Source organism: Streptomyces sp. NPDC051776, from assembly GCF_040681345.1.
In the GTDB taxonomy this organism is placed as follows: domain Bacteria; phylum Actinomycetota; class Actinomycetes; order Streptomycetales; family Streptomycetaceae; genus Streptomyces.
In genome coordinates this window covers 20418-46242 of the sequence record NZ_JBFAYQ010000012.1, presented here as the reverse complement: position 1 = coordinate 46242, position 25825 = coordinate 20418, and the positions used below count along the sequence as shown (strand labels likewise).

The 25825-nt window shown below is 71.3% G+C and carries 31 protein-coding genes; 15 read left to right on the top strand and 16 right to left on the bottom strand.

From position 1 onward, the window contains the following. The first annotated feature begins 81 nt into the window (after positions 1-81). The 4 genes from AB0M26_RS12530 to AB0M26_RS12515 all read left to right on the top strand — a co-directional run bounded on the left by AB0M26_RS12530 (position 82) and on the right by AB0M26_RS12515 (position 4066). Positions 82-276: a hypothetical protein gene (locus AB0M26_RS12530; RefSeq protein WP_360851860.1), complete on the top strand. Its 195-nt coding sequence runs from the start codon at positions 82-84 to the stop codon at positions 274-276. Between the two features lie 52 nt (positions 277-328). Continuing rightward, the gene (mshB, locus tag AB0M26_RS12525) at positions 329-1237 is read left to right on the top strand and encodes an N-acetyl-1-D-myo-inositol-2-amino-2-deoxy-alpha-D-glucopyranoside deacetylase (protein ID WP_365258771.1); all 909 of its coding nucleotides are present in this window, start codon (positions 329-331) and stop codon (positions 1235-1237) included. After that, on the top strand, positions 1234-1602 hold the full coding sequence (locus tag AB0M26_RS12520) for a DUF6113 family protein (protein ID WP_365258768.1): 369 nt from the start codon (positions 1234-1236) through the stop codon (positions 1600-1602). Before mshB ends, AB0M26_RS12520 begins: the two co-directional genes overlap by 4 nt. Positions 1603-1753: 151 nt before the next feature. After that, entirely contained in the window at positions 1754-4066 is a 2313-nt protein-coding gene (locus AB0M26_RS12515; protein ID WP_365258766.1) for a hypothetical protein, read from the top strand. 264 nt (positions 4067-4330) lie between these two features. Here the strand turns inward: AB0M26_RS12515 and AB0M26_RS12510 are convergent, their stop codons facing one another. The 9 genes from AB0M26_RS12510 to AB0M26_RS12470 all read right to left on the bottom strand — a co-directional run bounded on the left by AB0M26_RS12510 (position 4331) and on the right by AB0M26_RS12470 (position 9605). Continuing rightward, complete coding sequence (locus AB0M26_RS12510) at positions 4331-4939, bottom strand: STM4013/SEN3800 family hydrolase (protein ID WP_365258763.1); 609 nt, start codon at positions 4937-4939, stop codon at positions 4331-4333. After that, a complete protein-coding gene (locus AB0M26_RS12505; protein ID WP_365258760.1) occupies positions 4906-5130 on the bottom strand; it encodes a hypothetical protein in 225 nt (74 codons plus the stop codon). Before AB0M26_RS12505 ends, AB0M26_RS12510 begins: the two co-directional genes overlap by 34 nt. After that, on the bottom strand, positions 5127-5621 hold the full coding sequence (locus AB0M26_RS12500) for a hypothetical protein (RefSeq protein ID WP_365258757.1): 495 nt from the start codon (positions 5619-5621) through the stop codon (positions 5127-5129). The genes AB0M26_RS12505 and AB0M26_RS12500 overlap by 4 nt, the downstream gene beginning before the upstream one ends. After that, on the bottom strand, positions 5614-6249 hold the full coding sequence (locus tag AB0M26_RS12495) for an AAA family ATPase (protein WP_365258754.1): 636 nt from the start codon (positions 6247-6249) through the stop codon (positions 5614-5616). The genes AB0M26_RS12500 and AB0M26_RS12495 overlap by 8 nt, the downstream gene beginning before the upstream one ends. Beyond that, positions 6246-7289 carry a radical SAM protein gene (locus tag AB0M26_RS12490; protein WP_365258751.1) on the bottom strand — a complete coding sequence of 348 codons (1044 nt, stop codon included), beginning with the start codon at positions 7287-7289 and terminating at the stop codon, positions 6246-6248. Before AB0M26_RS12490 ends, AB0M26_RS12495 begins: the two co-directional genes overlap by 4 nt. Positions 7290-7408: 119 nt before the next feature. Continuing rightward, on the bottom strand, positions 7409-7570 hold the full coding sequence (locus AB0M26_RS12485) for a hypothetical protein (RefSeq protein ID WP_365258749.1): 162 nt from the start codon (positions 7568-7570) through the stop codon (positions 7409-7411). 13 nt (positions 7571-7583) lie between these two features. Further along, positions 7584-7859 carry a hypothetical protein gene (locus AB0M26_RS12480; protein ID WP_365258746.1) on the bottom strand — a complete coding sequence of 92 codons (276 nt, stop codon included), beginning with the start codon at positions 7857-7859 and terminating at the stop codon, positions 7584-7586. After that, positions 7856-8269: a hypothetical protein gene (locus AB0M26_RS12475; RefSeq protein ID WP_365258743.1), complete on the bottom strand. Its 414-nt coding sequence runs from the start codon at positions 8267-8269 to the stop codon at positions 7856-7858. The genes AB0M26_RS12480 and AB0M26_RS12475 overlap by 4 nt, the downstream gene beginning before the upstream one ends. 109 nt (positions 8270-8378) lie before the next feature. Then, positions 8379-9605, bottom strand: a complete 1227-nt coding sequence (locus AB0M26_RS12470) for a helix-turn-helix transcriptional regulator (protein ID WP_365258740.1) — start codon at positions 9603-9605, stop codon at positions 8379-8381. A gap of 261 nt (positions 9606-9866) precedes the next feature. On the opposite strand from AB0M26_RS12470, the gene AB0M26_RS12465 reads away from it, so the two are divergent. From AB0M26_RS12465 to AB0M26_RS12450, 4 genes are read left to right on the top strand one after another with little or no spacing between them, the layout of a single operon-like run. Next, positions 9867-10889 carry an ABC transporter ATP-binding protein gene (locus AB0M26_RS12465; RefSeq protein WP_365258737.1) on the top strand — a complete coding sequence of 341 codons (1023 nt, stop codon included), beginning with the start codon at positions 9867-9869 and terminating at the stop codon, positions 10887-10889. Further along, positions 10886-11626 (top strand): ABC transporter permease, encoded by a 741-nt coding sequence (locus tag AB0M26_RS12460; RefSeq protein WP_365258734.1) that lies wholly within the window; start codon positions 10886-10888, stop codon positions 11624-11626. Before AB0M26_RS12465 ends, AB0M26_RS12460 begins: the two co-directional genes overlap by 4 nt. Beyond that, a complete protein-coding gene (locus tag AB0M26_RS12455) occupies positions 11623-12798 on the top strand; it encodes a sensor histidine kinase (protein WP_365258731.1) in 1176 nt (391 codons plus the stop codon). The genes AB0M26_RS12460 and AB0M26_RS12455 overlap by 4 nt, the downstream gene beginning before the upstream one ends. Positions 12799-12827: 29 nt before the next feature. Next, positions 12828-13400, top strand: a complete 573-nt coding sequence (locus tag AB0M26_RS12450; protein WP_365259039.1) for a response regulator transcription factor — start codon at positions 12828-12830, stop codon at positions 13398-13400. Positions 13401-13669: 269 nt separating this feature from the next. Here the strand turns inward: AB0M26_RS12450 and AB0M26_RS12445 are convergent, their stop codons facing one another. Further along, a complete protein-coding gene (locus AB0M26_RS12445; protein ID WP_365258729.1) occupies positions 13670-14509 on the bottom strand; it encodes a transglutaminase-like domain-containing protein in 840 nt (279 codons plus the stop codon). Between the two features lie 17 nt (positions 14510-14526). Continuing rightward, complete coding sequence (locus AB0M26_RS12440) at positions 14527-15558, bottom strand: GNAT family N-acetyltransferase (protein WP_365258726.1); 1032 nt, start codon at positions 15556-15558, stop codon at positions 14527-14529. A gap of 137 nt (positions 15559-15695) precedes the next feature. Here AB0M26_RS12440 and fdxA point away from each other — a divergent pair, with 137 nt between their 5' ends. Continuing rightward, positions 15696-16016, top strand: coding sequence for a ferredoxin (fdxA, locus tag AB0M26_RS12435; RefSeq protein WP_018089397.1), 321 nt, complete (start codon positions 15696-15698; stop codon positions 16014-16016). 139 nt (positions 16017-16155) lie between these two features. Next, the gene (dapC, locus tag AB0M26_RS12430) at positions 16156-17250 is read left to right on the top strand and encodes a succinyldiaminopimelate transaminase (RefSeq protein WP_365258723.1); all 1095 of its coding nucleotides are present in this window, start codon (positions 16156-16158) and stop codon (positions 17248-17250) included. A 132-nt stretch (positions 17251-17382) separates the two neighbouring features. On the opposite strand, the gene AB0M26_RS12425 is transcribed toward dapC, so the two are convergent. Further along, positions 17383-17811: an ATP-binding protein gene (locus AB0M26_RS12425; protein ID WP_365258720.1), complete on the bottom strand. Its 429-nt coding sequence runs from the start codon at positions 17809-17811 to the stop codon at positions 17383-17385. 303 nt (positions 17812-18114) lie between these two features. Then, on the bottom strand, positions 18115-19080 hold the full coding sequence (locus AB0M26_RS12420; protein ID WP_365258717.1) for a hypothetical protein: 966 nt from the start codon (positions 19078-19080) through the stop codon (positions 18115-18117). Between the two features lie 68 nt (positions 19081-19148). Here AB0M26_RS12420 and dapE point away from each other — a divergent pair, with 68 nt between their 5' ends. Further along, positions 19149-20219: a succinyl-diaminopimelate desuccinylase gene (dapE, locus tag AB0M26_RS12415; protein WP_365258714.1), complete on the top strand. Its 1071-nt coding sequence runs from the start codon at positions 19149-19151 to the stop codon at positions 20217-20219. A gap of 68 nt (positions 20220-20287) precedes the next feature. Next, a complete protein-coding gene (locus AB0M26_RS12410; protein WP_365258711.1) occupies positions 20288-21142 on the top strand; it encodes a TIGR00730 family Rossman fold protein in 855 nt (284 codons plus the stop codon). An 85-nt stretch (positions 21143-21227) separates the two neighbouring features. On the opposite strand, the gene folP is transcribed toward AB0M26_RS12410, so the two are convergent. Further along, positions 21228-22040, bottom strand: coding sequence for a dihydropteroate synthase (gene folP, locus AB0M26_RS12405; protein WP_365259036.1), 813 nt, complete (start codon positions 22038-22040; stop codon positions 21228-21230). A 205-nt stretch (positions 22041-22245) separates the two neighbouring features. Here folP and AB0M26_RS12400 point away from each other — a divergent pair, with 205 nt between their 5' ends. Both AB0M26_RS12400 and AB0M26_RS12395 read left to right on the top strand, forming a co-directional pair. Then, complete coding sequence (locus tag AB0M26_RS12400; protein WP_365258708.1) at positions 22246-22779, top strand: cell division protein DivIVA; 534 nt, start codon at positions 22246-22248, stop codon at positions 22777-22779. Further along, positions 22776-23378, top strand: coding sequence for a DNA-3-methyladenine glycosylase I (locus tag AB0M26_RS12395; protein ID WP_365258705.1), 603 nt, complete (start codon positions 22776-22778; stop codon positions 23376-23378). The genes AB0M26_RS12400 and AB0M26_RS12395 overlap by 4 nt, the downstream gene beginning before the upstream one ends. A 96-nt stretch (positions 23379-23474) precedes the next feature. Here the strand turns inward: AB0M26_RS12395 and AB0M26_RS12390 are convergent, their stop codons facing one another. Continuing rightward, entirely contained in the window at positions 23475-24275 is an 801-nt protein-coding gene (locus AB0M26_RS12390; protein WP_365258702.1) for an enoyl-CoA hydratase-related protein, read from the bottom strand. A gap of 348 nt (positions 24276-24623) precedes the next feature. On the opposite strand from AB0M26_RS12390, the gene AB0M26_RS12385 reads away from it, so the two are divergent. Next, a complete protein-coding gene (locus AB0M26_RS12385; RefSeq protein WP_003966491.1) occupies positions 24624-24791 on the top strand; it encodes a DUF3117 domain-containing protein in 168 nt (55 codons plus the stop codon). Between the two features lie 229 nt (positions 24792-25020). On the opposite strand, the gene AB0M26_RS12380 is transcribed toward AB0M26_RS12385, so the two are convergent. Continuing rightward, positions 25021-25686 carry an O-methyltransferase gene (locus AB0M26_RS12380; RefSeq protein ID WP_365258699.1) on the bottom strand — a complete coding sequence of 222 codons (666 nt, stop codon included), beginning with the start codon at positions 25684-25686 and terminating at the stop codon, positions 25021-25023. Between the last annotated feature and the right edge of the window lie 139 nt (positions 25687-25825).

Here is a 25825-nt window from a genome sequence, read left to right as displayed (position 1 = left end):
TGCGCACAGTGGGCGAGAAGCCTGCGGCAGTGCGAAATCATCCGCTCGTTGATTCGGCCCCGTCTTTGGAGGTGAACCGCCGTGGCACTCTCGATCTCGGCGGTAGTGCTGCTGGCGATCATCGTCTTCCTGCTCGTCCGGAAAGCCGGGCTCAAAGCAGGACATGCGGTGGTCTGCATGCTGTTGGGCTTCTACCTGGCGAGTTCGTCCGTCGCCCCGACGATCAGCGAGCTGACCACGAATGTCGCGGGCATGATCGGCGGCATCAAGTTCTGACCGCTCCGGGCGCCCGGCCCGTACGCCGGCGCCCGGCTCGTACGCTGTACGCATGACCGATCTCCCCGGCCGCCGTCTCCTGCTGGTCCATGCACACCCGGACGACGAGACGATCAACAACGGCGCCACCATGGCCAAGTACGCGGCCGAAGGAGCCCACGTCACTCTGGTGACGTGCACGCTCGGCGAGGAGGGCGAGGTGATCCCCGCCGACCTCGCCCATCTCGCCGCCGACCGGGACGACACCCTCGGCACGCACCGCATCGGCGAACTGGCCGCGGCCATGGCCGAGCTGGGGGTCACGGACCACCGCTTCCTCGGCGGTCCGGGACGCTACCGCGACTCCGGGATGATGGGGCTGGCGCAGAACGACCGCCCCGACGCCTTCTGGCAGGCCGACCCGGACGAGGCCGCGGCCCATCTGGTCGCGGTGATCCGGGAGATCGGGCCGCAGGTGCTGGTCACCTACGACGAGAACGGCGGCTACGGCCACCCGGACCACATCCAGGCCCACCGCGTCGCCATGCGCGCCGCCGACCTGGCCGCCGATCCCGCCTTCCGCCCCGACCTCGGCGCCGCGCACACGATCGCCAAGATCTACTGGAACTGCTTGTCACGCTCCGCCGCCGAAGCCGGACTTGCCCGGCTGCGCGAGGCGGACGTGAGCTTCGACGGCATCGCCACGGCCGAGGACGTACCGGGTGTGGTCGACGACAGGGAGGTCTCGGCCCGGATCGACGGGCGGGCGTACTCGGCGGCGAAGGCGGCGGCCATGCGGGCGCACGCCACGCAGATCGCCGTCGACGGCCCCTTCTTCGCGCTCTCCAACGACCTCGGCCAGCCCCTCTTCACCGAGGAGCATTACCGGCTCGTCCGGGGCGAACCGGGCGGAAAGCCGCCCGAGTCCGACCTGTTCGCCGGTGTCTCCTCCGCGGCGGACGTGAAGGGAGCGGACCGGTGACCGTCGGGCGTCTTACGGCGTACGTCGTCGTGTTCGTGCTGGGCGCGCTCGTCGGCGGGACGGGCGCGCTCGTCCAAGCGGCCTGGTTTCCCGCCGGTTTGGTGCTCGCTCTGCTGGGCGTCGCCGGTGTCTGCTACGGCGGTGTGAAGGTGCTCGACTCCCGGGTCGGTGCTGCGGTACCGGCGGGCGGCTGGCTGATCACCGTCATGCTGCTCACGGCCACGCGTCCCGAGGGCGACTTCGTTTTCGGTGCGGGTGCCGGGTCGTACGTGTTCCTGCTGGGCGGGCTCTTTGTGGCTGTGATGTGTGCCACCCTGCCCCATGTGCCGCCACCGGCCGTGCAAGCCCCCCGACTTGGCAAGTGACGTGGCAAACCCCCAGGGCGCCCGGACCACCTTCGGGGTGGGCGTTGCGGCCGTCCAGGGGTCGGCGTCGGCGCTGCCCAGTATGGTGGAGCGCGCCGCCGAGCCGCCCGAGCACGGTCATGGGTGGCGGAGCTAACCGGGAGAACCAGCCTTGAGCCGAGAAACTGACAGTTCGTCCTCCGGGCCCCAGGGCCGCGGCGGAGCCGCGTACCCGTCGGGGACCCCGCCGTACGGCACCCGCCAGTACCCGTCCCTGCACCCCACGCAGGATGCCGGGCGCGATGACGCCGCCGCGAACGACGGCGAGGCGCGCAAGCCCGAGGAGCCGAGGACCGAGACGACGCTGACGACCCGGATCCGGATCAACATCCCGGGCTCCCGGCCCATTCCGCCGGTCGTCGTGCGCAAGCCGGTCGAGGACGGGGACTCGGACCCCGCCGCCGCGGGACCCACCTCCTCCGTCACCGGCACGTCGCCCACGCCGCCGGCCGGTCTCCCCGCCCTCGCTCCGCGGAGCGAGACGCCTGCGCCGCGTCCCGGCGGCAGCGCAGAGGGCAGGGAAGAGGCGAAGACGAGCGACTGGTTCGCGCCGCGCAAGCCACCGTCGGCCACCCCGCCGGTACCGGCGGAGCCCACCCCGCCGCCCTCGGGCGAGCGGCAGCGTTCCGACCTTCCGTATTTCTCCGGCGGATCGGGCACCGGAGCCGGTGCGCCCGGGGCAGGTCCCGGGCCCGGCGCGGGCCAAGGCCCCGGGCAGGGACCGGGTCATGGTCCCGGGCAGGTGCCCAGGCCGGGTGACACCGGCAGCACACCTGTGTACGGCGCCGACGGCTCCGGCCCGTACGGCGGAGGCCGGAGCGGTGACAGCGGCACCGGGCCCCTGCCCGTGTACGGGTCTGGCTCCGCCGGTGCACCGCCTTCCGGCGGCCCGCCGGGTCGGCCCGGTCACCCCGGATCCGCCGGTCCCGCGGGGCCGACGTCCGGGCCGATGACCGGTGACATGCCTCTGCTGCCCCCCGGGTTCCAGCATCCTCCGGGCCAGGGCGCGAGCGATGACACCGCCCGGCTCACCCGGCAGACTCCCGCGCTCGGTGACACCGGGCAGCTCCCGCCGGCTCCCGGGATCGGTGCGGTCGGCCCCGGCCCTGGTGGTCCCGGCCCGGGTGTTCCCGGTACGGCTGCTCCCGGTCCTGGTGTTGCGGGCCCTGGCAATGGCCAGGTGCCGGGCGGACAGGAAGGGCCAGGAGGCCCCGGAGGCGAGGGCGGTCCGCGCGGACCGGAGCGCATTTCGGGCGACACCCTGGTGAGTGGCATCCCGCGGGTGCCGTCGTCCAACGAATTCCCGTTCCCCGGGAGCCCCGCTGCCCCGTTTCCCGGGAGTCCCGCGGCACCCTTCCCCGGGAGCCCCGCCGCCGGCGAGCGGGCCTTCCCCTCCGGCCCCTCGGCACCCGATGGGCACGACTCCCCGGCGCCGGCACCGGTCGACGTCCCGAGCGCACCGCTGTCCGCACCCGCGAAGAAGGGCCGCTCCAAGCTCGTTCTGGCCGGGGCGGGCCTCGCCGGCCTGGCCGTCGTCGCGTACGGGGCGGGCCTGGTGCTCGACCATGCGGACGTGCCGAACGGGACAACCGTCCTCGGCGTCGACATCGGCGGCATGACGAAGGAGGACGCCGTCGCCAAGCTGGACGGCGCCCTCGGTGACCGGATCAACGGGCCCATGACCGTGACCATCGACGGCAAGGAGCGGCAGCTCAAGCCGTCCGCCGCGGGCCTGGCCCTCGACACCCGTAAGACCGTGCGCGATGTCGCCGGACGCGACTACAACCCGGTCTCCGTGATCGGCTCGCTCTTCGGGGGCGCCCGCGAAGGCACGCCCGCGATCGAGATCGACGAGGAGAAGCTCGCCGCGGCCCTGAAGACGCTCTCCGGCCAGGCCGCGGGCAGCCAGGACGGGACCATCAAGTTCGTGCCGGGCAAGGCCGTTGCCGTACCGGGCAAGACGCACAAGGCGCTGGACGTGAACCAGGCGGTCGATGCCGTCGAGGAGGCGTACCGCGAGCGGGCCGAGACCGGGAGGAACGCGGCGCTCGCCCTGCCCGTCAGCATGCAGAAGCCGTCGATCAGCAAAGCCGAGATCGACCGGAAGATGAAGGAGTTCGCCGAACCGGCGATGTCCGATCTGGTCACGATCAAGGCCGGCGGCAAGTCGATCCCCTTCGGGCCCGACAAGTCGCTGCCCAAGATCCTGTCGGTGAAGCCGGTCAACGGCAGGCTGGTGGAGGTCTACGACCGCGCGGCGCTGAAGAAGCTGTACGGCAGCACCTTCGAAGGCGTCCTCATCACCAAGGGCGACGGCAGCAAGAAGCCCGTTTCGCCGGAGGACGTCGCCGCGGCGCTGGCGAAGGCGCTGCGGGGCAAGACCCCGGAGGAACGTATCGGCGTCATCCCGCTCGACCCCGGCTGACGGTAGGGATGGAGCGGAGCGGTGGGAACCCGGACGCGGGAAAAGTCCGCCGCAGCCTCCATTCCTGCCTCAAGCAGGCAGTCGGCTCAAGCTCGATGCTACGAACGATCATGAAGCACCGACCCTGAGAGGACGCCGCCCGACCCCCGCCGACTGGGCTCGTCGAGCAGCGCCGCTCCCGTCGGCCGCACGGCCCGGTGGCATCGCGAGGAGCGGTGGTCAACCAAGAGCGGGGAAGCGGACGACCGGGCCCGGGGACAGGTGTCACCCAACGGTCATCGAGGCGTAGGGGACAGTCCAAACCGCCGGGTGTGCAATGCCCCGCCCGACGTACCCGTCATCGCCGTAGGCGTCGCCGTGGTCCGCACACAGGATCACCAGCCACCGGCCTTGTACGGCAAGTCCGTCCAGGAGCCGCCCCAGGTGGGCATCCGCGTAGGAGAGCGCCGCCGCCTGCGACATCACGGTGTCCTCCGACTCCCCGATGTAGTGGCCGTGGGGGACGTGAGTCGCGCTCACATTGACGAACAGGTACAACGGCTGGTCCTGGTACTTCACGGCCAGCTCGAGCGCCTGGTCTACCTGATGCCGGGTCGAGTCGGACTCGGTGGAGACGAACTCCGGCCGCCAGTGGTCCTCCTGGAACAGGTCCGGCAGCACGCTGCCCAGGGGGGGTTCTCGGGAGAAGTACGTGACCCCGCCCACGCAGACCGTGCGGTAGTCGTGCTGCACCAGTCCTTCGAGGAGGTTCGGCGCGTCGAAGACGAACGTGTCCGGGTGCGGCGTCTTGATCGCCGGGGGCCGGCATTCCCACAGCCGCGGTGGTTGCACCGGCTGCTTCAGCTTCGGCAGGAACCCGGCGAAGAACGCCATATGCGCGGGAGGGTGAACGTGCCCGGAGTGGTGCGCTCCTCCCACTGCCCGCCGGGCAGCCAACCGGCCCGGCGCGGAGTCCGCCCGGCCGCCAGGGCCTCGCAGGCCACGTCGTAGCGCAGCGAGTCGAGGGTGACGAACAGGATGCTGCGACCCTCTTCGCCGATGACCTGATGCGCGTTGATCGTCATGCTGCCGTCGCCGTCGTCAGCAGGTCCGCCCGATTGATCACGCAGCCTTTGGCCTGGTCGTTGACCGGCCGCGGCACCTGGTCGTTCCGGATCTGATCACGGATCTTCGCCCAGCCGGTCTCTTCGGTGATCCGTGAGCCATCCTCCGCGTACAGATCGATCGTCACCGTGGTGCCGTCGGCGGACACCCGTGCGGCCGGCACTCCGCCCAGTTGGCGCGCCGCATCGAGTAGTTGCGTCTCGTCGGCCTGGCCGAGCACGGAGACCTGGCAGGCGTAGTGCTGCGCGTTGGTGGCGCCGTTGCCCATCCGGTCGACGAACAGCTCACCGGCCGGGCTGCCGTCGTGCGCGAGGACCAGGGCGCTGGTCCTGGCCACGATGACGAAGCAGGAGGCTACCCACCAGCCCACGCCTTCGTGGATCTCGCTGGGGAAGGTGCCGGTGGCCCGGTCGTCGCGGATCACCGCGTCTACCTTGATCGAGTTAAGCACGGTCGGCCTCCAGGGTGGCGAGGATGTTTTCGGCGAGCTGATCGGGGCTGCGGCCGTCGGTGTCCATGACCACCGCAGTGGGGTCCGCGGCGGCCACAGCCTCGAAGTTGTCCAGCAGCGTCGGCAGTCGGCCGGGCACGTCGAACAGCTCGGTGTCGTCCGCCTTGAGATCCGTCTTGCTCTTCATGCGCGTCCGCAGTAACTCCTCCGAGCAGCGCAGGTAGAACGTCCGGTCCGGCGTCACGAGGTAGGGCCGGAACGGCTCCAGCAGCTGGGTGACTTGGTCGATGCTCGCGCCGTGCGCGGCCGCGTGGCAGGCGATAACGGAAGACACGTACCGGTCGGCGACAACTGGCCCCTTCTCCCCGCCTTCGCGGATCACGTCCGAGGCGTGCAGCGCTCCTGCAAGGTAGAAAGCGAACTGTGGTAGCGGGCGCAGCTCGCGGTTCGTCGCTGAGGCGAACCGGCTCAGCGGCTCCGGCAGTGTGTGGAGGGTAGCCGCGTTCAGCTTCTCACCGAGGATCCGCGTCAGCGTGGACTTGCCGACGCCGGACACTCCTTCCACGACGATGAACGGGCCGCTGCATTGCCCCTCTTCCGGCTTGTACGGACCAGTCAGCCAGCTCATAGAGTTCCCTCCGTGAAAGCGGTCACGTGCTGTGCAACGGCCGCCGGAATGCTGTCCGGGTCGGACAGTAGCGGCCGGATGCCCACACGCAGGTCATCCCGCAGTAGGCACGGCTGGATTCCGCCGGCGTGATCCAGGCGCAGAGCCCAGAAGCCCTCCACGCAACTGGACCGCAGGCGGCATGAGCCGCACTGGCCGACGTGGTGGCGGCCGAGACCGCGTTCGATGACGTCGATCTCGACACCGTCCACGCGGAAGACACGTCGGCCTTGGCCGACACCCGAGATCTCGACCTCTTCTTCGCTGGTCAGTGTCCGAAGGTGATCGGTGATCCTTTGTGCAGGTACTGCGCTCGACTGACGGTCGAGGTTGAAATCGGTGTCCACCAGCTCGATGAATTGGAGCGACATGCGCCGGTTCAGGGCGTAGGTCAGGATGTCCTGCCACTCATGCGCGTTCTCGCGTTGCAGTAGGCAGTTCAGCTCGACTCGATCGAAGATCTCCCTCGCAACCTCGATGCCGTCGAGGATGGCTCCGATACTCACCCGCGTGCGGGCGATGGCGCGCAGCGACTCGTCCGAGAAGTAGTGCAGGCTGACCTTCACCTTGTCCAGGTGGGTTTTGCTGAGCCAGTCCTTATGGGCCCTCACGAGCGTGCCGTTGGTGATCAGGGTGTGGTTCACATCCGGTGCCAGCACGGGGAGCTGGGTGAGAACCGGGCGGGCGAGCGGCGATGCCAGCGGCTCTCCGCCTGTGAAGTACACACGCTTGAGACCCCCGCGTTCGATGAGTGTGCGCAGGATGTTCACGTAGTCGTCGGCGGACAGCTCCCGCGTGCGCGGCTGTTCGGCGCGGTGCAGGGGTGGCGGGATGTCGCCTTCGTTGTGGCAGAACCAGCACTTCAGGTTGCAGCGAGGCGTCAGCGAGACCCGCAGCTGGCCTCTGAGCATCGCGAAGTTGCGGAACGCGGTCCAGTCGGTGGCGGGCGTGGCCGGCGGTGTAGTGATCGAGTACACGGTCCCCCTGAATGGTGTGGGCATTTGGCGTGCGGTGGGCCTGCCCCGGGGCGTCCGATCTGCCAGGGGCGCGGGTTCCGGGGTGGGTTTGTGCAGGGCGGCCGACGGTGTATTGGATCCGCCGCCACGTCGGCCACCCGGTCTCAGGTGCACCGCGTGGGTGAGGTTGCGGCCGCCTCCTCGTCGAGCACGGGGAGCGAGTGGCTTCCGCGGCAGTCGCCGCAGGCGTAGAGCATGCCGCCAGGGCCGGAGCCGGTCTCGACGATCTTCACGAGGCGCATGTCCCGGCCGAAGCCCCGTGCCACGAGCACCAGTTCCTCAGCATGTTGCGGTCTCCTCTTCGCGCAGCGGGTTGCCGGGGGCGGGGGCGACGCGCCAGAACGAGGTGATGAGTGCGCGGTACGTGCGGTGCTCGGGGTTTGCGCCGGTGTGCTTGAGCGCCCACATTTCAGGGCCGACTCGGTCGCCCTCGGTCGCGGCCGACGACTCACCGCACATCGTGCACTCGGCCTCGTACAGCGGCTCGCGGGGTGCCCCCTCGGCGGTCTCCGTGCTGAGAGTCCAGTCCGCGGCGCGGATGATCGTGGGGCTCACAGGGCGGCTCCCTCGAGGGCGAGCCTCAGGGCGGCGGCATTCACGAGAGCGCCGCTACCGTCCGGTGCCTGCGCCCAGTGGACGCCAGGGCCAGTGGTTCGTTCCGGTGAGGGCACGGCGACGTAGCAGGCGGGCCCAAGGGCTGCGCTCCCTCTTACGGCCCATGCGGCGGAGGTGCCGGAGGGGACGAGGAAGTACATGCTGTCGTGGTCCCGGATGACGGGGCCTGCGATGCCTGAACTGAGCACGGTGTTGGCGAGGGGGCCGTCCACGCGAACGGCGTCCCAGGACCGGCCAACGGGGAGCAGTGCGACGCCGACGTTGGCGAACCAGCGCTCGGCGTGTGGGAGGTCTGGGTCTGCTGCGGCGAGCCGTTCGCGGGCTGCTTCGACGCCGCTGGTAGTGAACACGGCACGATCTCCTCGACGTTGCTGTCAGTGAGGAGATCGTGCCGCGAGGTAGTGCAGGTGCCCCCACAATGTGTGGGGATGAATTCTGCCGAATGCGCTTGACAGGCCGTCAGGCTCCGGCCCAGCGAGCAAATCCGGCGAGGCTGTCGTCCGAGGAGCGGTCCAGACGGACCAGCGTCGCCGCTGTTGACCTCACCGTGGGGTGATACCGGACGTGGTTGGGCGACAGCCGTCGGGCCTCCATCAGGTCCCGGTGAGCGCCCGTCCGATCGCCCTCGGCGAGCCTGGCCGCGGCGACGTCGATGTGGTGGTGGCTCGCGCGCTCGGCGACGATCCCTGCGGGCAACTCCCACTCGTCCCGGTCCTGTTCGGTGCCCCACTCACGGAGCCGGGCGAGCGCCTGCTCCGCGTCGCCGGAGTCGATGAGCGCGGCCACTTCGTGGATCCGGACGTTGGTCGGTCCGAAGGACATCTCATAGTGCGTGGTGTCGGCGCGCAGCAGGGCGGCGGCCTGGCGGGCCTCGTCGAGTCGCTGCCGAGCGCGGTCGCCGTTGCCGTCCCGTGCCTCGAGGATCGCCAACTTCAGCAGCACCGCGCCGTGAAGGGCGAGCTGGGCGTCCGTCATGGAGTGCTCCGGGGCGAGGCGTTCGATCTCCCCCTCGAGTGCTTCCAGGACCCGGCGGGCCGAGGAGAAGGTGCCCATGCGCACCATCGCGCCGGCCTTGAGGTAGGCCGCGGTGACCTGCATGAGCGGGTCGCCGGACCGGTCGGCTGCCCAGCGGACACGCTCAACGGCGGTGAGGCTGAGGTCGTGGTATCCCAGCTTGTGGGCGAGGCTGTTCGTCGCCCGGTAGCCGCGAGCGAGCCACCAATACGCCTGTTGCTGGTCCCGGCCGGACGTCGAGAGGGCGACGTGCGTGAGCTCGGTGAGCAGACCTGGGAGCAGCGGGCCCATAGGGACGTACTTGCCGTCCTGCCGCATCTGGGCGACGTGGTCCATCTCGGCGGCCAGTACGGGCAACGGACGCGCAGCGACCACGAGATCGTCGGGGTTGTCGTAGGTCAGGAGGATCCGGCGCAGTTCGGGGATGACTGCCTGGGCTTGCTCCTCGCTCTCGGCCCCGTTGACGTACGGCTGTCCCGTGATCCGGTCCGGGCCGACCTTCAGCGCCCGTGCGAGCTGGGCGATAACGCCGGGCGGCGGGTTGCGATCGCCGCTCTCGTACTTCTCCAGCGCACTCACGGAAACCGCGGCGCGGTCGGCGAGCTGCCTTACGGACAACTGCCGTACCTTGCGGAGCTGTCGGATCCGTCGGCCGATGTGGTCGTTGCTCATCCTGCCCCCTGCTCTACGACGCGTAGACGGCCAGAGTACGGCCGCGGCCGGGGGCACGCCGAGGAGTCTCGGTGAACCCTCGGTTGCCGCGCACGCCGACCGAGCCCCGCCCCTCCCGAAGGAGCCTCCGGGCAGGGGGCTCCCCACGTTCCGGTCAGCCCTGTCCGTGCCCGTCGCGGCGCCTCCGCATGACATCCGTCATGACGTACTGACGACCGGCGACACTGCCGGGGGGCGATCCGTCCGCGGCAGGCTTCCCCCATGACCGCAACACAACTCCGGCCCTCCGCCGTCGTCTTCGAGCACGTCGGCAAGTCCTATGGGAACGTCCACGCCGTGACGGACCTGTCCCTCGCCCTCCACCCCGGCGAGACCGTCGCCCTTCTCGGCCCCAACGGCGCGGGCAAGTCCACCACTCTGGACCTCCTGCTGGGGCTCCGCGCCCCGGACACCGGCACCGTCCGGGTCTTCGGCACGAGCCCGCGCGAGGCGATCGTCTCCGGGCGGGTGGGGGCGATGCTGCAGAGCGGCGGCCTCATGGAGGAGGTGACGGTCACCGAACTCGTCTCGCTTGCCTGCGATCTGCACCCCCGCCCCCACCCGGTGAGCCGGGTGCTCTCCCACGCCGGACTCACCGCCATCGCCGACCGCCGCGTGGACCGGCTCTCCGGCGGCCAGGAACAGCGCGTACGGTTCGCGCTCGCCACTGCGGGCGCCTGCGACCTCGTCGTCCTCGACGAGCCCACGACCGGCATGGACGTCGCTTCCCGGCAGAGCTTCTGGGCCACCATGCGCGAGGAGGCGCAAGCGGGTCGCACCGTGCTGTTCGCCACCCACTACCTGGAGGAGGCGGACGAGATCGCCGACCGCGTGATCGTGCTGCATCGCGGGCGGGTGCTCGCGGATGGCACCGCCGCCGAGATCAAGGCGAAGGCCGGGCTGCGCCGCGTCACCTTTGAACTCGACGCGCCCGACGGGCCGGACACCCCTGAGGAGTACCCCGCGCTCAATGGACCGGACACCCCTGACGGGGCCCCGGCGCTCGACCGGCCGGATGCGTCCGCCCGCTCCGTACCGATCCGTGCCGCCTCCGCCGCCCTGCGCTCCCTCCCGCACCTGACCGACCTGGAAGTCTCCGGCCGCACCGTCCGCCTCAGGTCCCGCGACGCCGACGCCACGGTGCACGCGCTGTACGGGCTCGGGTTCTACCCGCGGAATCTGGAGGTCACCGGACTCGGTCTGGAGCAGGCCTTCATCGCCATCACAGAGGAGGCCGGACGATGACCACCCTCATCAGGCTCGAGATAGTACGCACCCTGCGCAACAAAAAGTTCATGTTCTTCTCGGTGATCTATCCTTCCGCGCTCTTTCTGATGATCGCGGGGCCGCGGAGCAGCAGCGAGAAGGTTCCGCACACCAGTCTCACCCTCCAGCTCTACTACACCGTCGCGATGGCCTCCTTCGGTGCGCTGACGGCCGTCCTCATGGGCAACAGCGAACGGATCGCCAAGGAGCGGGAGAAGGGCTGGGTGCGCCAGCTCCGCCTGACTCCCTTGCCGGGCCGCGGCTATGTGCTGGCGAAGATCGCGTCGTCGGCGGTGGTGACCCTGCCGTCCATCGTCGTCGTCCTTGCTGTCGCCGCGGCCGCGAAGGACGTACGGATGGAGGCGTGGCAGTGGGTCGCGCTCATCGGCACGGTCTGGGCGGGCAGCCTGGTCTTCGCCGCGCTGGGCGTCGCCCTCGGCTACCTCGTCTCCGGCGACGCCGTACGGCCGGTCACCATGATCCTCTACTTCGGTCTGTCGATCCTGGGCGGCCTGTGGATGCCCACGACCGTGTACCCGGAGTGGCTGCGCACCATCGGCGACTGGCTGCCGACGCACGCGTACGCTGGGCTGGGCCAGGCCATCGAGTTGGGCGGCGCACCGCGCGCCCGGGATGTGGCCCTCCTCGCCGCGTACTTCGTCCTCTTCGCGGGCGGCGCGGCCTGGCTCTACCGCAAGGACACCCGGAAGGCATGAGCACCTACCCCCGCCCGGCCCCCGACGGCCGGTCGCCCGATAACCGCCGGCAGGCGGGCGTGAAGCTGCTGTGGATCTCGGTGTGGATGTTCTATATGAGCGCGCCGGTCGACGACCTGCTCGACGGGGACCACAGCACGGCGGCGTCGGTGCTCGGCTGGGCGGGACTCGCGGTGTTCGTCGGGGCGTACCTCGCCCTGGTCGTCCGGCCGACCCGCGGCATCCCGCCGCCCCGGGTGTACGCGCTGCTGGCGTCGGCCGGAGTCCTCTGCCTGGTCCTTCCGTACTTCCTCGGCCCGGACTGGCTGGTGCTGTTCGTCTACACGGCGATAGCCTGCGGCGCCGCGCTGCCCGCCGCCCTGGCGCGCTGGGCCGTCCCGATCGCCACGGCGCTGCTGATCGGCATGGGCGAGGTGACGCACGCGGTGGACCATCTGGTGCCCTCGCTCGTCGTTCCCTGCCTGCTGGGCGGGTTCGCGATGATCGGCATCCGCCATCTGCTCGTGACCACGCGGGAACTGCGCGAAGCGCGGGCGACGGTGGCGCACCTCGCCGCGAACGAGGAGCGCCTCCGCCTGGCCCGCGACCTGCACGACCTGCTCGGTCATTCGCTCTCGCTCATCACGCTCAAGAGCGAGCTGGCGGGACGGATGCTGCCGGCACGCCCCGACGACGCGGCCCGGCAGGTCGCGGACATCGAACGGGTCAGCAGGCAGGCGCTCGTGGACGTACGGGAGGCGGTGTCCGGCTACCGGATGCCCACGCTCCCCGTGGAGATCGCGGGGGCACGCACGGCCCTGACCGCCGCGGGCATCGAGGCCGATCTGCCCGGCGAGACCGCCCCGGACGGGGCCCGGCCGCCCGCGGATGCGGAGGGCGCACTGGCCTGGGCCTTGCGCGAGGCGGTAACCAACGTCGTACGGCACAGCGCGGCCGCCCGCTGCACGGTCGCCCTGACCGAGCGCAACACCCTCGACGGGCCCGTCCTCGAACTCTCCGTCGAGGACGACGGGAACGGGCCGGGGGCGGCCGTGCGCGGCAACGGGCTCGCCGGCATCGCCGAACGCCTGGAGAGCGTAGGCGGCGCACTCCGGACGGGGCCGGGCCAACGGCGCGGGTTCAGCCTGCTGGCCCGAGTGCCCCTCGGCGCTACGGGGAGGGACGCGGCGTGATCAGAATCCTGCTGGCCGAGGACCAGTCCATGGTGCGCGAGGCGCTGGCCGCACTGCTCGGCCTGGAGGGCGACATGGCGGTGGTGGCGCAGGTGGCGAGTGGTGACGACGTCGTCGCGACGGCCCGCGCGGAGGAGGTGGACGTTGCGCTGCTCGACATCGAGATGCCCGGCCTGTCGGGCCTCGACGCGGCCGCCGCCCTGAACGAGCAACTGCCTTCGGTGAAGGTCGTCATCCTCACGACGTTCGGACGCCCGGGCTACCTGCGCCGGGCCATGGAGTCCGGGGCCGGCGCCTTTCTCGTCAAGGACGCACCGGCGGCCCGACTCGCGGACGCCGTACGGCGGGTGCTGCGCGGCGAGCGGGTCATCGACCCGACGCTCGCGGCCGCGGCACTCGCCGAGGGCGCCAGCCCGCTGACGGACCGCGAGCGGGAGGTCCTGCGGGCGGCGGCGGACGGTTCGACGAACGCGGAGGTGGCGGCAGCCCTGCACCTCTCACAGGGCACGGTCCGCAACTACCTCTCGACCGCCATTCAGAAGACGGGCACGCGCAATCGCGCGGAGGCGGCCCGCGCGGCGCGGGAGAAGGGCTGGCTCTGAGGGGGAAGCGGATCGGCAGGGCTCGGAAACCGGACGGGCGCACGGCGAGGACGCGCCTTCGCCGTGCGCCTTCGCCGTGCGCGCTTCCCGGCCTGCCACGGGCCGACTCCGGTACAGACACCGGGGCCGTGAACGCTCCGGCTCGCACTCACCCCGGATAACGGCGCCGGCGAGTCGGTCGCCGGGCACGGGCCCCGACGCGCCCTCCCCGACGCGCCCGCTACGACGCGCCCTCCCCGACGCGACCCACGACGCGCCCTCCACGAGCGTCAGTTGAGCTTCGCCCGTGCGGCCAGTGCCTGGCTCTGCACCGTCTCCGCCGCCCCGGGATCCACCGGCGCGATCACCTCCGCGTACGCCTCCAGCTCCGCCGCACCGCGAGTGAAGTCCCCGCGCTGAACGAGCAGTTGGGCCCGGTCGTAGCGCAGCCTGGCCGGATGGCTCGGCAGCAGCAACGACAAGTCCAGTGCCCAGAGCTGGACATCGGAACGCTCCGGGCGGGCGGCGGCCCACGCCCGGATGTTGTTGAGGATCCGCAGGACGATCTCCAGCGGGGGCGCGGGCTCCAGCATGTCGGGCGTCACCCGGGCGCCGGTGCCGCTCGTGACGAGCAGCTCGGCGTCCGTACCGGTCATGAGGCGGCCCTGGTCGAAGGGGTCGGCGAGCACCGGCCCTTCGGGGGCGGCCGGATCGCCGAAGCCGACGACGAAGTGGCCCGGCAGCGCCACCCCGTACACCGGACCGCCGGCCCGCCGGGCGACCTCCATCCACACCACCGACAGAAGGATCGGCAGTCCCCGCCGCCTGCGCAGTACGTGCGGCAGCAGCGAGGACTCCAGACGGCGGTAGTCGGCGGACGTGCCGTGGAAGCCGTGGCGCACGCCGAGCAGTTCCGCCGTGGCGCCGGCCCAGCCGTGCGCGCCTCTCGCGGGCCGGAACGTCATCTGTCCGGCCAGCCGGTCGAGTTCGATCTGCGCCTCGTCGATGGCGGCCTCGCCCTCCGCAGGGTCGGCTTCTGCGGCGACGAGCAGGCAGAGCAGCGCGAGATCGGGGCGCTCGGCGCGCGCCGCCTCCGCGAACCGCTGCCGTCTGCCGGTGATGTCGTGCATATCTGCCTCGTACCCCTTCAACGGGCGTCATCCTCCGGGCCTCGGTAGTGGTGGTACTGGTGGTGCGTGGTGAAACCCATGCCGTCGTAGAGCGCTCCGGCCGGGCCGTTGTCCGACTCGACCTGGAGGTAGGCGGCAGAGGCGCCCTCCTCCTGTGCCTTACGGGCGAGCGCGGCCATCACGGCGGTGGCAAGGCCCTGCCGGCGCTGCCCCGGTGCGACCTCGATGGCCGTGAACCCCGCCCAGCGCCCGTCGATCACGCACCGCCCGATCGCCGCGGGTGGTGCGCCTTCCTCCGCGGCGGGCACGGTGGCGAACCATACGGAAGGGCCTCCGCCCAGCACCTTCAGCACCTCGGGCGCCGTCTCCTCGAACCGGCGGTAGCGGGAGAGCCACGCCCCGTCGATCGCGCGAGTGAGCACCACGCGCGCGCCCTCCTCGTCGCTGTCCGCCGCCGCGTCGGCGAGGGGCGATAGGGCGGCGGTGCGGATGAGCGCGGAGACCTCCCGGATCCAGCCGCGGGCGGCGAGTTCGGCGGCGAGGTGCTCCTGCGCTCCGCCCGCGCCGCCCGTGCTCACCTGGATGTAGGCGGGCCCGCCCCGCTGGGTGTACCAGGCGGTGACGGTCTTCAGTGCCCGGTCCAGCGGGACCCCGGGGTCGCCGACGGCCAGGACGGAGTTCGCCCGGCGGGTGAAACCACCGGCCCAGCGCAGCTCCCAGTCGCCGAGCCGTGCGCTCAGGGCAGCTGGCCAGGCACGGGCCGCGACCCGGTCGAGTTCGTCCCATCGCGCGGCGGGCCCCCGTCTGCGCGCAGGTGCGCCGGGGACGACCTTGCCCGCGACGAGAACGGATTCCGGGATCCGGACGATCTCTCCGCTCCTGCGTGTGATGGACAGCACACCACTGTCCCAGGATGTGAGCACGCCGACCGTGTCGGTGAATTTCTCACTCGGGGCTCCAGCCTCCGTCAAGCGCCGCACCGATACCCTTTTGCCCACGTCAGCGCTGGTGATCCGGACCTCGAACCGTCCGCCAGTGGTGAAATCCACAGCTCAGTCAGCCCCTCCTGTTCGTCTCGCGCCCCGGAACGGAGATACTAGGTGCGGGCATCGACGACGCCGCGCTCCCGCGCGCCCATGGCGGAGCCGCGATGGGCCCGCCAGCCCTACTGAGGAGGAACGACAGCGTGACCTACGTCATCGCGCAGCCTTGTGTCGACGTCAAGGACAAGGCGTGCATCGAGGAGTGCCCCGTCGACTGCATCTACGAGGGCTCCCGGTCCTTGTACATCCACCCGGACGAGTGCGTCGACTGCGGGGCCTGCGAACCGGTCTGCCCCGTCGAGGCGATCTTCTACGAAGATGACACCCCGGAGGAGTGGAAGGACTACTACAAGGCCAACGTCGAGTTCTTCGACGAGCTCGGCTCGCCCGGTGGTGCGTCGAAGCTCGGCCTGATCGAGCGCGACCACCCCTTCATCGCCGCGCTGCCGCCGCAGAACCAGTAAGGCTCCCCGGCATCCGCTGGGAGCCCAGGGCCGGCGCAGCGCCGCCTCGGTCCCGTACGGCTCCCGGCCGTGCGGGACCGAGGTGTTTGTCCCTCCGGTCCGCGCCCGCACCACCCGCAGTCCGAGAGAAGTGAGGACCGTGCCCGCAGTCTCCGCCCGTCTCCCCGTCTTTCCGTGGGACCGGCTCGAGCCGTACAAGGCGACCGCCACCGCCCACCCCGACGGCATCGTGGATCTCTCCGTGGGCACCCCGGTCGACCCGGTCCCCGAGCGGATCCGTTCGGCACTGGCCGCCGCGTCGGACAGCCCCGGCTACCCGACCGTCTGGGGCACCCCGCAGCTGCGTGACGCGATCACGGGCTGGGCGGGGCGGCGGCTCGGCGCCGACGGCCTCGGGCATGCGAATGTGCTGCCGGTGGTCGGCTCGAAGGAACTGGTCGCCTGGCTGCCGACACAACTCGGCCTCGGCTCCGGCGACCGCGTCGCGTACCCGCGGCTGGCCTACCCGACGTACGAGGTGGGCGCGCGGCTGGCCGGTACGGAACCCATCGTGTACGACGACCCGGTGGCCGTCGAGCCGGCGGGCCTGAAGCTGCTGTGGCTCAACTCGCCCTCCAATCCCACGGGACGGGTCCTCGCGAAGGACGAACTGCGGGCGGTGGTGGCGTGGGCGCGCGAGCACGGGGTGCTGGTCTTCAGCGACGAGTGCTACCTGGAACTGGGCTGGGACAGCGAACCGGTGTCCGTGCTGCATCCGGACGTCTGCGGAGGCTCGTACGACGGCATCGTCGCGGTGCACTCGCTGTCGAAGCGCTCCAACCTGGCGGGCTACCGGGCGGCGTTCCTCGTCGGTGACGCGGCAGTGCTCGGCGAACTGCTCCAGATCCGCAAGCACGGCGGCATGATGATCCCCGCCCCGGTGCAGGCAGCCACGGTCGCGGCGCTCGGCGACGACGCACACGTCGCCGAGCAGCGGGCCCGCTACGCAGCCCGCCGTACTGCGCTGCGCACGGCGCTGGAGGGCAACGGCTTCCGTATCGAGCACAGCGAGGCGAGCCTCTACCTGTGGGCGACGCGGGACGAGCCGTGCTGGGACACCGTCGGCGATCTGTCGAAGCGCGGCATCCTCGTGGCGCCGGGTGACTTCTACGGCGCGGCGGGCGAGCGGTTCGTGCGGGTGGCCTTCACGGCGACCGACGAGCGGGTGGCGGAGGCGGTCCGCCGCCTCACCTGACCATCGCTCAACCGGAGGCGGTGAGGGGGACCGAAGCCTACGAAGGCGTGAGGCGCACGAAGGGGCCCGGGGGGAGCCGGACTCTCCCCGGGCCCCTTCGTCCGCGCGTACGCGGAACAGGGCTTGCGAGGCTCAGCCGCCGAGCGGCAGCCCGCCCTGGAGCGGCAGCCCCTGGGTGGCGGCACCGCTGGGGAGGGTGCCCTTGGTGCTCTTGGTGGCGCCCCCGAGAAGCGGGGTGGAGGAGCCGGTCGCCTCGCCGGCCGCCTGCTTCACCGCCGGGACGGCGGCCTTGCCGATTCCGCCAACGGTCTTGCCCGCCTTGGGGAGCTGGGTCTTCATGGTCTTGGAACCGGCGTCCGCCTTCTTGCCGATCTTGTCGGTGGCGCCGTCGACGACCGCGGTCGCGTTGGCACCGTCGAGCTTGGTGAGCCCGCCCGCGACGTTGGGAGTGCTCGCGAGGTCGGCGGCGCTCGCCGAGCCGGCAGCGCCGACGAGGGGAGCGGCGCCCGCTGCGACCAGCAGCGCGGCTCGGGCGATCCGACGCGTGAGGGGGAGGGACATGGTGCTCCTTCGGCGGAGAGAGGCTTGCGCTTCTGTCGGGTGGTGCGTGTCCGCGGTGCGGACGCAGTGACTACCGCGTGAGGAGCACGAAGGTTGCGGCGCCAAGGGGTAAAGAGTTGGCAATGGGTCGCATTATCCGCTGTGGATAAAAACGGGCAAAAACGAAGCCGGAGAGAGCGTTGATGAATCGTCACTTCGCTTGCTGTGCAAGGGAATTGGGAGAGGCGGGATATTCGGCGGAGCGGGCCGCAATTCCCTCAACGGAAACCAGAAGCCCGTACTGCCATCGGGGGCCCGGTCGCACTATTGCGCGGTACGGATGAGTACCGCCGCGTCCGGACTCCGGAGCTTTTCCCCGGCGGCGTTTCCGTCCGCCTCGTGCCAGCCCTTTCCGGATTCCCGTGCCTTCCACACCCGGTCCGCGTAGGAAACCTGTGCGATACGCAGCTCGGACGCGTTGGCGACCGCCCAGTGGGCCAGTTCCCAGCCGCGCCGCTCGGGTCCGCCCCGGGCCACGGTGGCACCGACGGGAACGGCGATCACAGGGTCGGCACCCGCCCGGCTCGTGGCGCGGCCCGACCCGCCGGCCCGCTCCGCGGCCGCCGCCTGCGCGCCGGGGAGCACACCGGGGCCGAACTCCCGGACGAGCTCGGCCCGTACGCGCGCCGGGTCGCCCGGGCGCGTGCCGCCCGAGGCCGTCGTACAGGTGAAGGCCGCCGCCGTACGCCCGGTCAGCGCGGAGGAGACCAGTGCGGCGTCCGGCTCGTGCTTGGCGTACGCCCGCGGGTAGCCGCTGCGCTGCACCCGCTGCGCGGCCTCGGTCAGCGGAAGTGCGGCGTAACCGTCCACCTTCAGCAGGTGGTCGTAGAACTTCCCCGCCGCGTAGACGGGGTCCCGGATCTGCCGCGCGCTGCCCCATCCCTGGGACGGGCGCTGCTGGAAGAGACCGAGCGAGTCCCGGTCGCCGTAGCCGATGTTGCGCAGTCCCGACTCCTGCATCGCCGTGGCGAGGGCGATCGTGATCGCCCTCTCCGGGAGGCGGCGCGAGGAGCCCACGGCCTCGATCGTCGCCGCGTTCACCGCCTGCTCGGGCTGCATGCTGTACGTGCCGCCGTCCTTGCCCGGCCCCGTGACGGTGCAGCGCGGCGCTCCCGGTCCGCCGGTGGTGAGCTGCACGATCAGATAGCCCGCCAACGCCAGCAGGACGGCACACGCCGCGCCGATACGCAGGAGGCGTGAGCGGCGGGCGGTCGAGGTCGGATGGGACACGGGCCCACGGTACCGGCAGGGAACATACCGTGCCGTGACGGTCGCCGCCGACGGACTATGGTCGGCGCATGGACCGACCGATGCTCGACCTGTCCCTGGACGCCGCCGCCCTGACCGCGCAGCTCGTCGACTTCCGCTCGGAGAGCGGCGACGAGAAGGAACTCGCCGACGCGATCGAGTCGGCGCTGCGTGCGCTTCCGCACCTGACCGTCGACAGGGACGGGGACGCGATCGTGGCCCGTACGGATCTGGGGCGCCCGGAGCGCGTCCTGCTCGCCGGCCACATCGACACCGTGCCCATCGCGTACAACGTCCCCTCGCGGCTGGACGCGAACGGTGTGCTGTGGGGCTGCGGCACCTCCGACATGAAGTCCGGTGTCGCAGTCCAGCTCCGCACGGCCGCCACGGTCCCGGAGCCCAACCGTGACCTGACCTTCGTCTTCTACGACAACGAGGAGGTCGCGGCCGAGCTCAACGGCCTGAAGCGGCTCGCCGACAACCACCCCGAGTGGCTCGCCGCCGACTTCGCCGTCCTGCTGGAGCCCACCGACACCAAGGTCGAGGGCGGCTGCCAGGGCACCCTGCGGGCCCGCGTCGAGACGACCGGCCGTCGCGCCCACTCCGCCCGGAGCTGGCTCGGCGAGAACGCGATCCACCAGGCCGCGCCCATCCTCGCGCGCCTCTCCTCCTACGAGCCCCGGCACGTGGACATCGACGGCCTCGTCTACCGCGAGGGCCTGAACGCGGTGCTGATCGAGGGCGGCCACGCCGGGAACGTCATCCCCGACTCCTGCGCCGTGACCGTCAACTTCCGCTTCGCGCCGGACCGCAGCGAGAAGGACGCACTCGCCCACGTCCAGGAGGTGTTCGACGGCTACAGCGTCGTCCTCACCGACTCCGCCCCCGGCGCCCTGCCCGGTCTCTCCGACCCGGCCGCGGCGGCGTTCGTCCAGGCCATCGGCACGGACCCGGCCCCGAAGTACGGCTGGACCGATGTGGCCCGCTTCTCGGCGCTCGGGGTGCCCGCGGTGAACTACGGGCCCGGCGACCCCAAGCTCGCCCACACCCGCGAGGAGCACGTGGCGACCTCGGCCGTACTCGAAGCGGAGGGAAAGCTGCGCGCCTGGCTGACCGCTTGAGTTCCGCTGCAGGTCACGTCCGGGTGCGTACCCTGCACTGAACGACCTCGCTAGGGCGAGGAGGCACGATGCGGAGGGAGCACACCATGAACAACGCCGAGGGAGCCCGTGAGGCCCGCGAGCAGGATGCCCTCCAGCAGAAGGCGCGGCAGGAGCGGCCGGAGCCGGGCCGGCAAGAGGCGGATCAGCAGGCGGCCTGGCACGAGCAGCGCCTCGGTCCCGTGGTGCGCCGCCGCGGCCAGATGCAGCCCACCACGACGGACCAGCGGCTCCTGGACACCCAGGGCCCCTCGGACTGGGTGCACCAGGATCCCTGGCGGGTCATGCGGATTCAGTCGGAGTTCGTCGAGGGCTTCGGCGCACTCGCCGAACTCGGGCCCGCCATCAGCGTGTTCGGCTCCGCCCGCACCCGTGACGGCTCGCCCGACTACGAGGCCGGGGTCCGCCTGGGCAAGGCCCTCGTCGGCGCCGGTTTCGGGGTGATCACCGGCGGTGGCCCCGGCGCGATGGAGGCGGCGAACCGCGGGGCCTGCGAGGCGGGCGGCGTCTCCGTCGGGCTCGGCATCGAGCTGCCGTACGAGCAGGGGTTCAACCGCTTCGTCGACATCGGGGTGAACTTCCGCTACTTCTTCGTCCGCAAGACGATGTTCGTGAAGTACGCGCAGGGCTTCGTGGTGCTCCCGGGCGGCTTCGGCACGCTGGACGAGCTCTTCGAGGCGCTGACCCTCGTCCAGACCAAGAAGGTGACCCGCTTCCCGATCGTCCTGTTCGGCACGGACTACTGGAAGGGCCTGGTCGACTGGGTGCGCAGGACCGTGGTCGCCGAGGGCAAGGCGTCGGAGAGGGATCTGGAGCTGTTCCACCTCACCGACGACGTGGACGAGGCCGTCACACTGGTGACCAAGGAGTCCGGGGTCCTCTGAACCCCGATCCGCTTCCGGTCCCGCCCCGCTCCGAATCCGGGCTCGGCGTCTCGGCCGCCTCCGCCGCGGGCGCGGTCGGCGCGCCTCAGGCGAGACCCCGGCGGGCGACCGCCGGTGGTCGGTGGCCCTGGATCGAGGCGACCATGTCGAGCACCTGCCGGGTCTCGGCCACCTCGTGCACCCGGTAGACCCGCGCACCGAGCCAGGCCGAGACCGCGGTGGTCGCCAGGGTGCCCGTCAGCCGCTCCTTGACGGGGCGGTCCAGGGTCTCGCCCACGAAGTCCTTGTTCGACAGCGACACCAGCACAGGCCAGCCGGTCGCCGTCATCTCCCCGAGCCTGCGGGTCGCCTCCAGCGAGTGCCGGGTGTTCTTCCCGAAGTCGTGCCCGGGGTCGATGAGAATTCCGTCACGCCGAACCCCCAGACCGGCCGCGCGCTCGGCGAGCCCGGTCGTGACCTCGAGGATGTCGGCCATCACGTCGTCGTAGCGGATGCGGTGCGGGCGGGTGCGCGGCCGGACACCGCCCGCGTGCGTGCACACCAGGCCCGCGCCATGGCGGGCGGCGACCTCCGCGAGCTTCGGGTCCACCCCGCCCCAGGCGTCGTTGAGCAGATGCGCGCCAGCCTCGCAGGCGGCATCGCCGACCTCATGACGCCAGGTGTCGATGCTGATCACGACGTCCGGGTGGCGCCGGCGGACCTCGGCTACGAAGCCGACCGTGCGCCGCGTCTCCTCCTCCACGGACACCTCGTCCCCCGGGCCGGCCTTGACCCCGCCGATGTCGATGATCGCCGCGCCCTCGGACACCGCCTGCTCGACGCGCGCGAGCGCGGGCTCGTCGCGGAAGGTCGAGCCCTGGTCGTAGAACGAGTCCGGGGTCCGGTTGACGATCGCCATGATCACCGGATCGTGCTCACCGAACTCGCGCGTCCCCAGCCGCAGCACCACGCGTCAACCTCCTCGGGCCGCCCGACGCTCGGGACCCGGCCCGCGAGAGACCCTAACGCCTGCCCCGGCGCGTCGCCCGGCAGGACCGCGGGGCCGGTCGGCGTGGCACGATCGTCCCTACAGGTTCGGTACGGATTGCTGCGGGGAGATCGTCGTGTTCTGGTTCCTGCTCATCGCGCTGGTCGCGGTGGTCGCCACGGTCACGCTCGTCGTGGTGGGAGGTGACGACGGGGTGGCGCTGCCCGAGGCGGAGCCGGACCGGCTCGACGACACACTGCCCAAGGACCGGCCCGTCGCCCGCGCCGACCTGGAGGCGCTGCGCCTGCCCACGACCGTACGCGGGTACCGCATGACGAGTGTCGACGACGTCCTCGGCCGGCTCGGCGCCGAACTGGCCGAACGCGACGCGCGGATCGCCGAACTGGAGGCCTCGCTCGCCGGCGCCCAGGCCTCCGCGATGGGCGGCACCTCGCTGCTGAAGGACCACGACGGAGGGGACGAGTACGGCGGGTACGGCAGCGCGGGCGGCTACGGCGCCCGCGGCGGCCACGACGAGTACGGGGGGCCGGACGTGTACGGGCAGGACGAGTACGGCCGTGACGAGTACGGCCGGGATGAGCACGGCGGCTTCGGCCGGGGCGGTCCGACGCCCGACGAGCGCCGCGGCGACGGGGGGAACCACGCGTGAGCACGCCCTCCGGTGCCGTCCCGGGACCCGATGGCCGGCTGCGCTGCCCTTGGGGTCTGTCGACCGAGGACTACGTGGCCTACCACGACACGGAATGGGGCCGTCCGCTGCACGGGGACGACGCGCTGTTCGAGCGGCTGTGCCTGGAGGCGTTCCAGTCCGGCCTGTCCTGGCTGACGATCCTGCGCCGCCGCGAGGGCTTCCGCACCGCCTTCAAGGGATTCTCGATCCCGGCCGTCGCCGCCTTCACCGAGGCCGATGTCGAGCGGCTGCTCGGTGACGCCTCGATCATCCGCAACCGTGCCAAGATCGAGGCGTCGGTCGCCAACGCCCGGGTTGCGGCCGAGCTCGGCGCGGGCGAACTCGACGCCCTGATCTGGTCGTACGCCCCCGACCAGGCGAAGCGCCCGGCGCCCCGCAAGCTCGCGGACGTCCCGGCGACCACGCCCGAGTCCACCGCGCTGTCCAAGGACCTCAAGAAGCGCGGGTTCCGCTTCGTCGGACCGACCACGGCGTATGCACTGATGCAGGCGTGCGGGCTCGTCGACGATCACCTCGTGGACTGCGTGGCACGACGCGGCAGCGGCGGCAGCGCATGAGAGACGCGCACTGCCGCACACGGGTGCCGTACAGGGGGATCTCATGCGCGAAGGGACTCCCGTAGCAGACGCAAGCCCCTTCGCGCAGACGGTGGTTCAGCGCCCCAGATAGACCGGCTTCTCCTTCTTCACGAAGGCCTCCACGGCGATCCGGTGGTCCTCCGACGCACCGGCCCGCGTCTGAAGTTCGTCCTCCTTCTCCAGCGTCTCGCTCAGCGAGTGCGCGGCACCGTAGGCGAGGGAGGCCTTGATCGCGGCGTAGGCGGCGGTCGGTCCCTCGGCGAGGCGCCGGGCGACGGCGGTGGCCTCGGCGGCGAGGTCGTCCGCCGGCACCAGCTTGTTGGCGATGCCAATCTCCAGCGCTTCCCGGGCGGACACATTGCGGGGGAAGAGCAGCAGGTCCGCCGCCCGGCTCGCGCCGATCAGCCGCGGCAGCGTCCACGAGACTCCGGAGTCGGCGGTCAGGGCGACCCCGGCGAACGAGGTGTTGAAAGCGGCGGTGTCCGCGACCACCCGGTGATCCGCGGCGAAGGCGAAGCCCGCCCCGGCGCCGGCCGCCACTCCGTTGACCCCGGCCACCACCGGTTTCGGCATCTCCGCGATCGCCCTGACGATGGGGTTGTAGTGCTCGCGCACGGTCGTCATCGTGTCGCCGGTACCGGTCTCGTGAGCGGTCGCCAGCAGGCCGATGTGCTCCTTGAGGTCCTGGCCGACGCAGAACGCGCGCCCCGTCCCGATCAGCAGGACTGCCCGTACGGCAGGGTCGTCCGCGGCCTGCCGCAGGCTGTCGCGGAGGGCGACCTTGGTCTCGATGTTCAGGGCGTTCATGGCGTCCGGACGGTTCAGCGTGATCGTCGCGAGCCCGTCGGTCACCTCGTACAGCACGGAGTCGGCCATGGAGTCAGTCCCCTTCGTAGCGGTGGTGCCGCCCCCTGCGGCTCGGGCGGCGTACGGCGTGAGCGGTCGGTCACGGACAGCATGACGGAGATCGTCGGCGGCGGACATGTGACCTCCGTCAAACCGGCCGGGGGTGCACGCGGGCGGCGGGGGCGCGAAGTATCGCAGCTCGATCCCCGAATTGAGTGGTTTTGTGAAAGCGCGTTGCAGAAGGGATGCATACCGATGTTGGTCATCGGGTCCCGCCATGCGGGATAATGGCCTGGAAGCAATCTGTTCGATGCCGGTGACGCTGCCTGTCATGGGGCCGTCGGCTGGGATGAGCTGGTTTCAGGAAGGGGAACGAGCATGGCGGCCATGAAGCCGCGGACGGGTGACGGCCCGCTCGAGGTGACCAAGGAGGGGCGGGGCATCGTCATGCGCGTTCCGCTCGAAGGCGGCGGTCGGCTCGTCGTCGAGCTGACACCGGACGAGGCCGATGCGCTCGGCGACGCCCTGAAGAAGGTCGTCGGCTAGGGCGCAGGGCCACACCACCTTCCGCTGCCCCGGCGGATGCCGAGCAAACACGTGCGGCGTCCGCCGGGGCAGCGTCGTCCCTGCCCGGCGGAATCATCCGTGCTCCCGGTCCGGTATGCGGCGGGCCCGTCGTACGTTCGTGCCGTTCGTGCGGTCGGCTGGTTACGGGGCCGGGCCGGTCGCAGGTGGCGGCTGCCCGGCGTGCGCGCCCGCGATTCGGCGCGGGGCGTCAGCCGCGCTTGACCGCGCAGAGCAGGCCGTCGCCGACCGGCAGCAGCGACGGCAGCAGAGCCGTGCTCTCCCGTACGGCGCGGAGCAGTTCGCGCAGCCGCTGGATCTCGGCGGGCTGGGCGGCGGAGTCCACGGTCCGGCCGTCGGCGAAGACGCCCTCGAAGATCACCAGTCCGCCCGGCCGCAGCAGGCGCAGGGATTCCGCGAGATAGTCGAGGCATTCCATCCGGTCGCCGTCGCAGAAGACGAGATCGTAACCGCCGTCCGCGAGGCGGGGGAGGACGTCGAGCGCACGGCCGGGGATGAAGCGCGCGCGGTTCCCGGCGAAGCCCGCGGCACGGAACGCCTGCCGCGCGAACTGCTGCCGCTCGGGCTCGGTGTCGACCGTGGTCAGCACCCCATCGGGGCGCATGCCGTGCAGAAGGTGGATGCCGGACACCCCGGTGCCGGTCCCGATCTCGGCGACGGCCTTGGCGTCCGCGGCGGCGGCGAGCAGGCGCAGCGCAGCGCCGGTGCCGGCCGACACCGAGCGCAGGCCTGCCTCCCTGGCCCGGTCGCGGGCCCAGCGCAGAGCCTCGTCCTCGGCGACGAACGCATCGGCGAACGCCCAGCTCGTCTGCCGGTTGCCGGTAATGACCCTCTCCTGTCCCCGTAGTTGACGCACCCGTGACTGTATCCGCTGGCACGGGAACCCGCTGATGGCACCGGGCGTTACAGGAGGCGGGGGAAAAGAAAAGGGACGGGGGAGCAGTGGCCAAAATGAGGGTCAAAGATCCTTATCCGGAGCTAACGGGCGAGGCGGA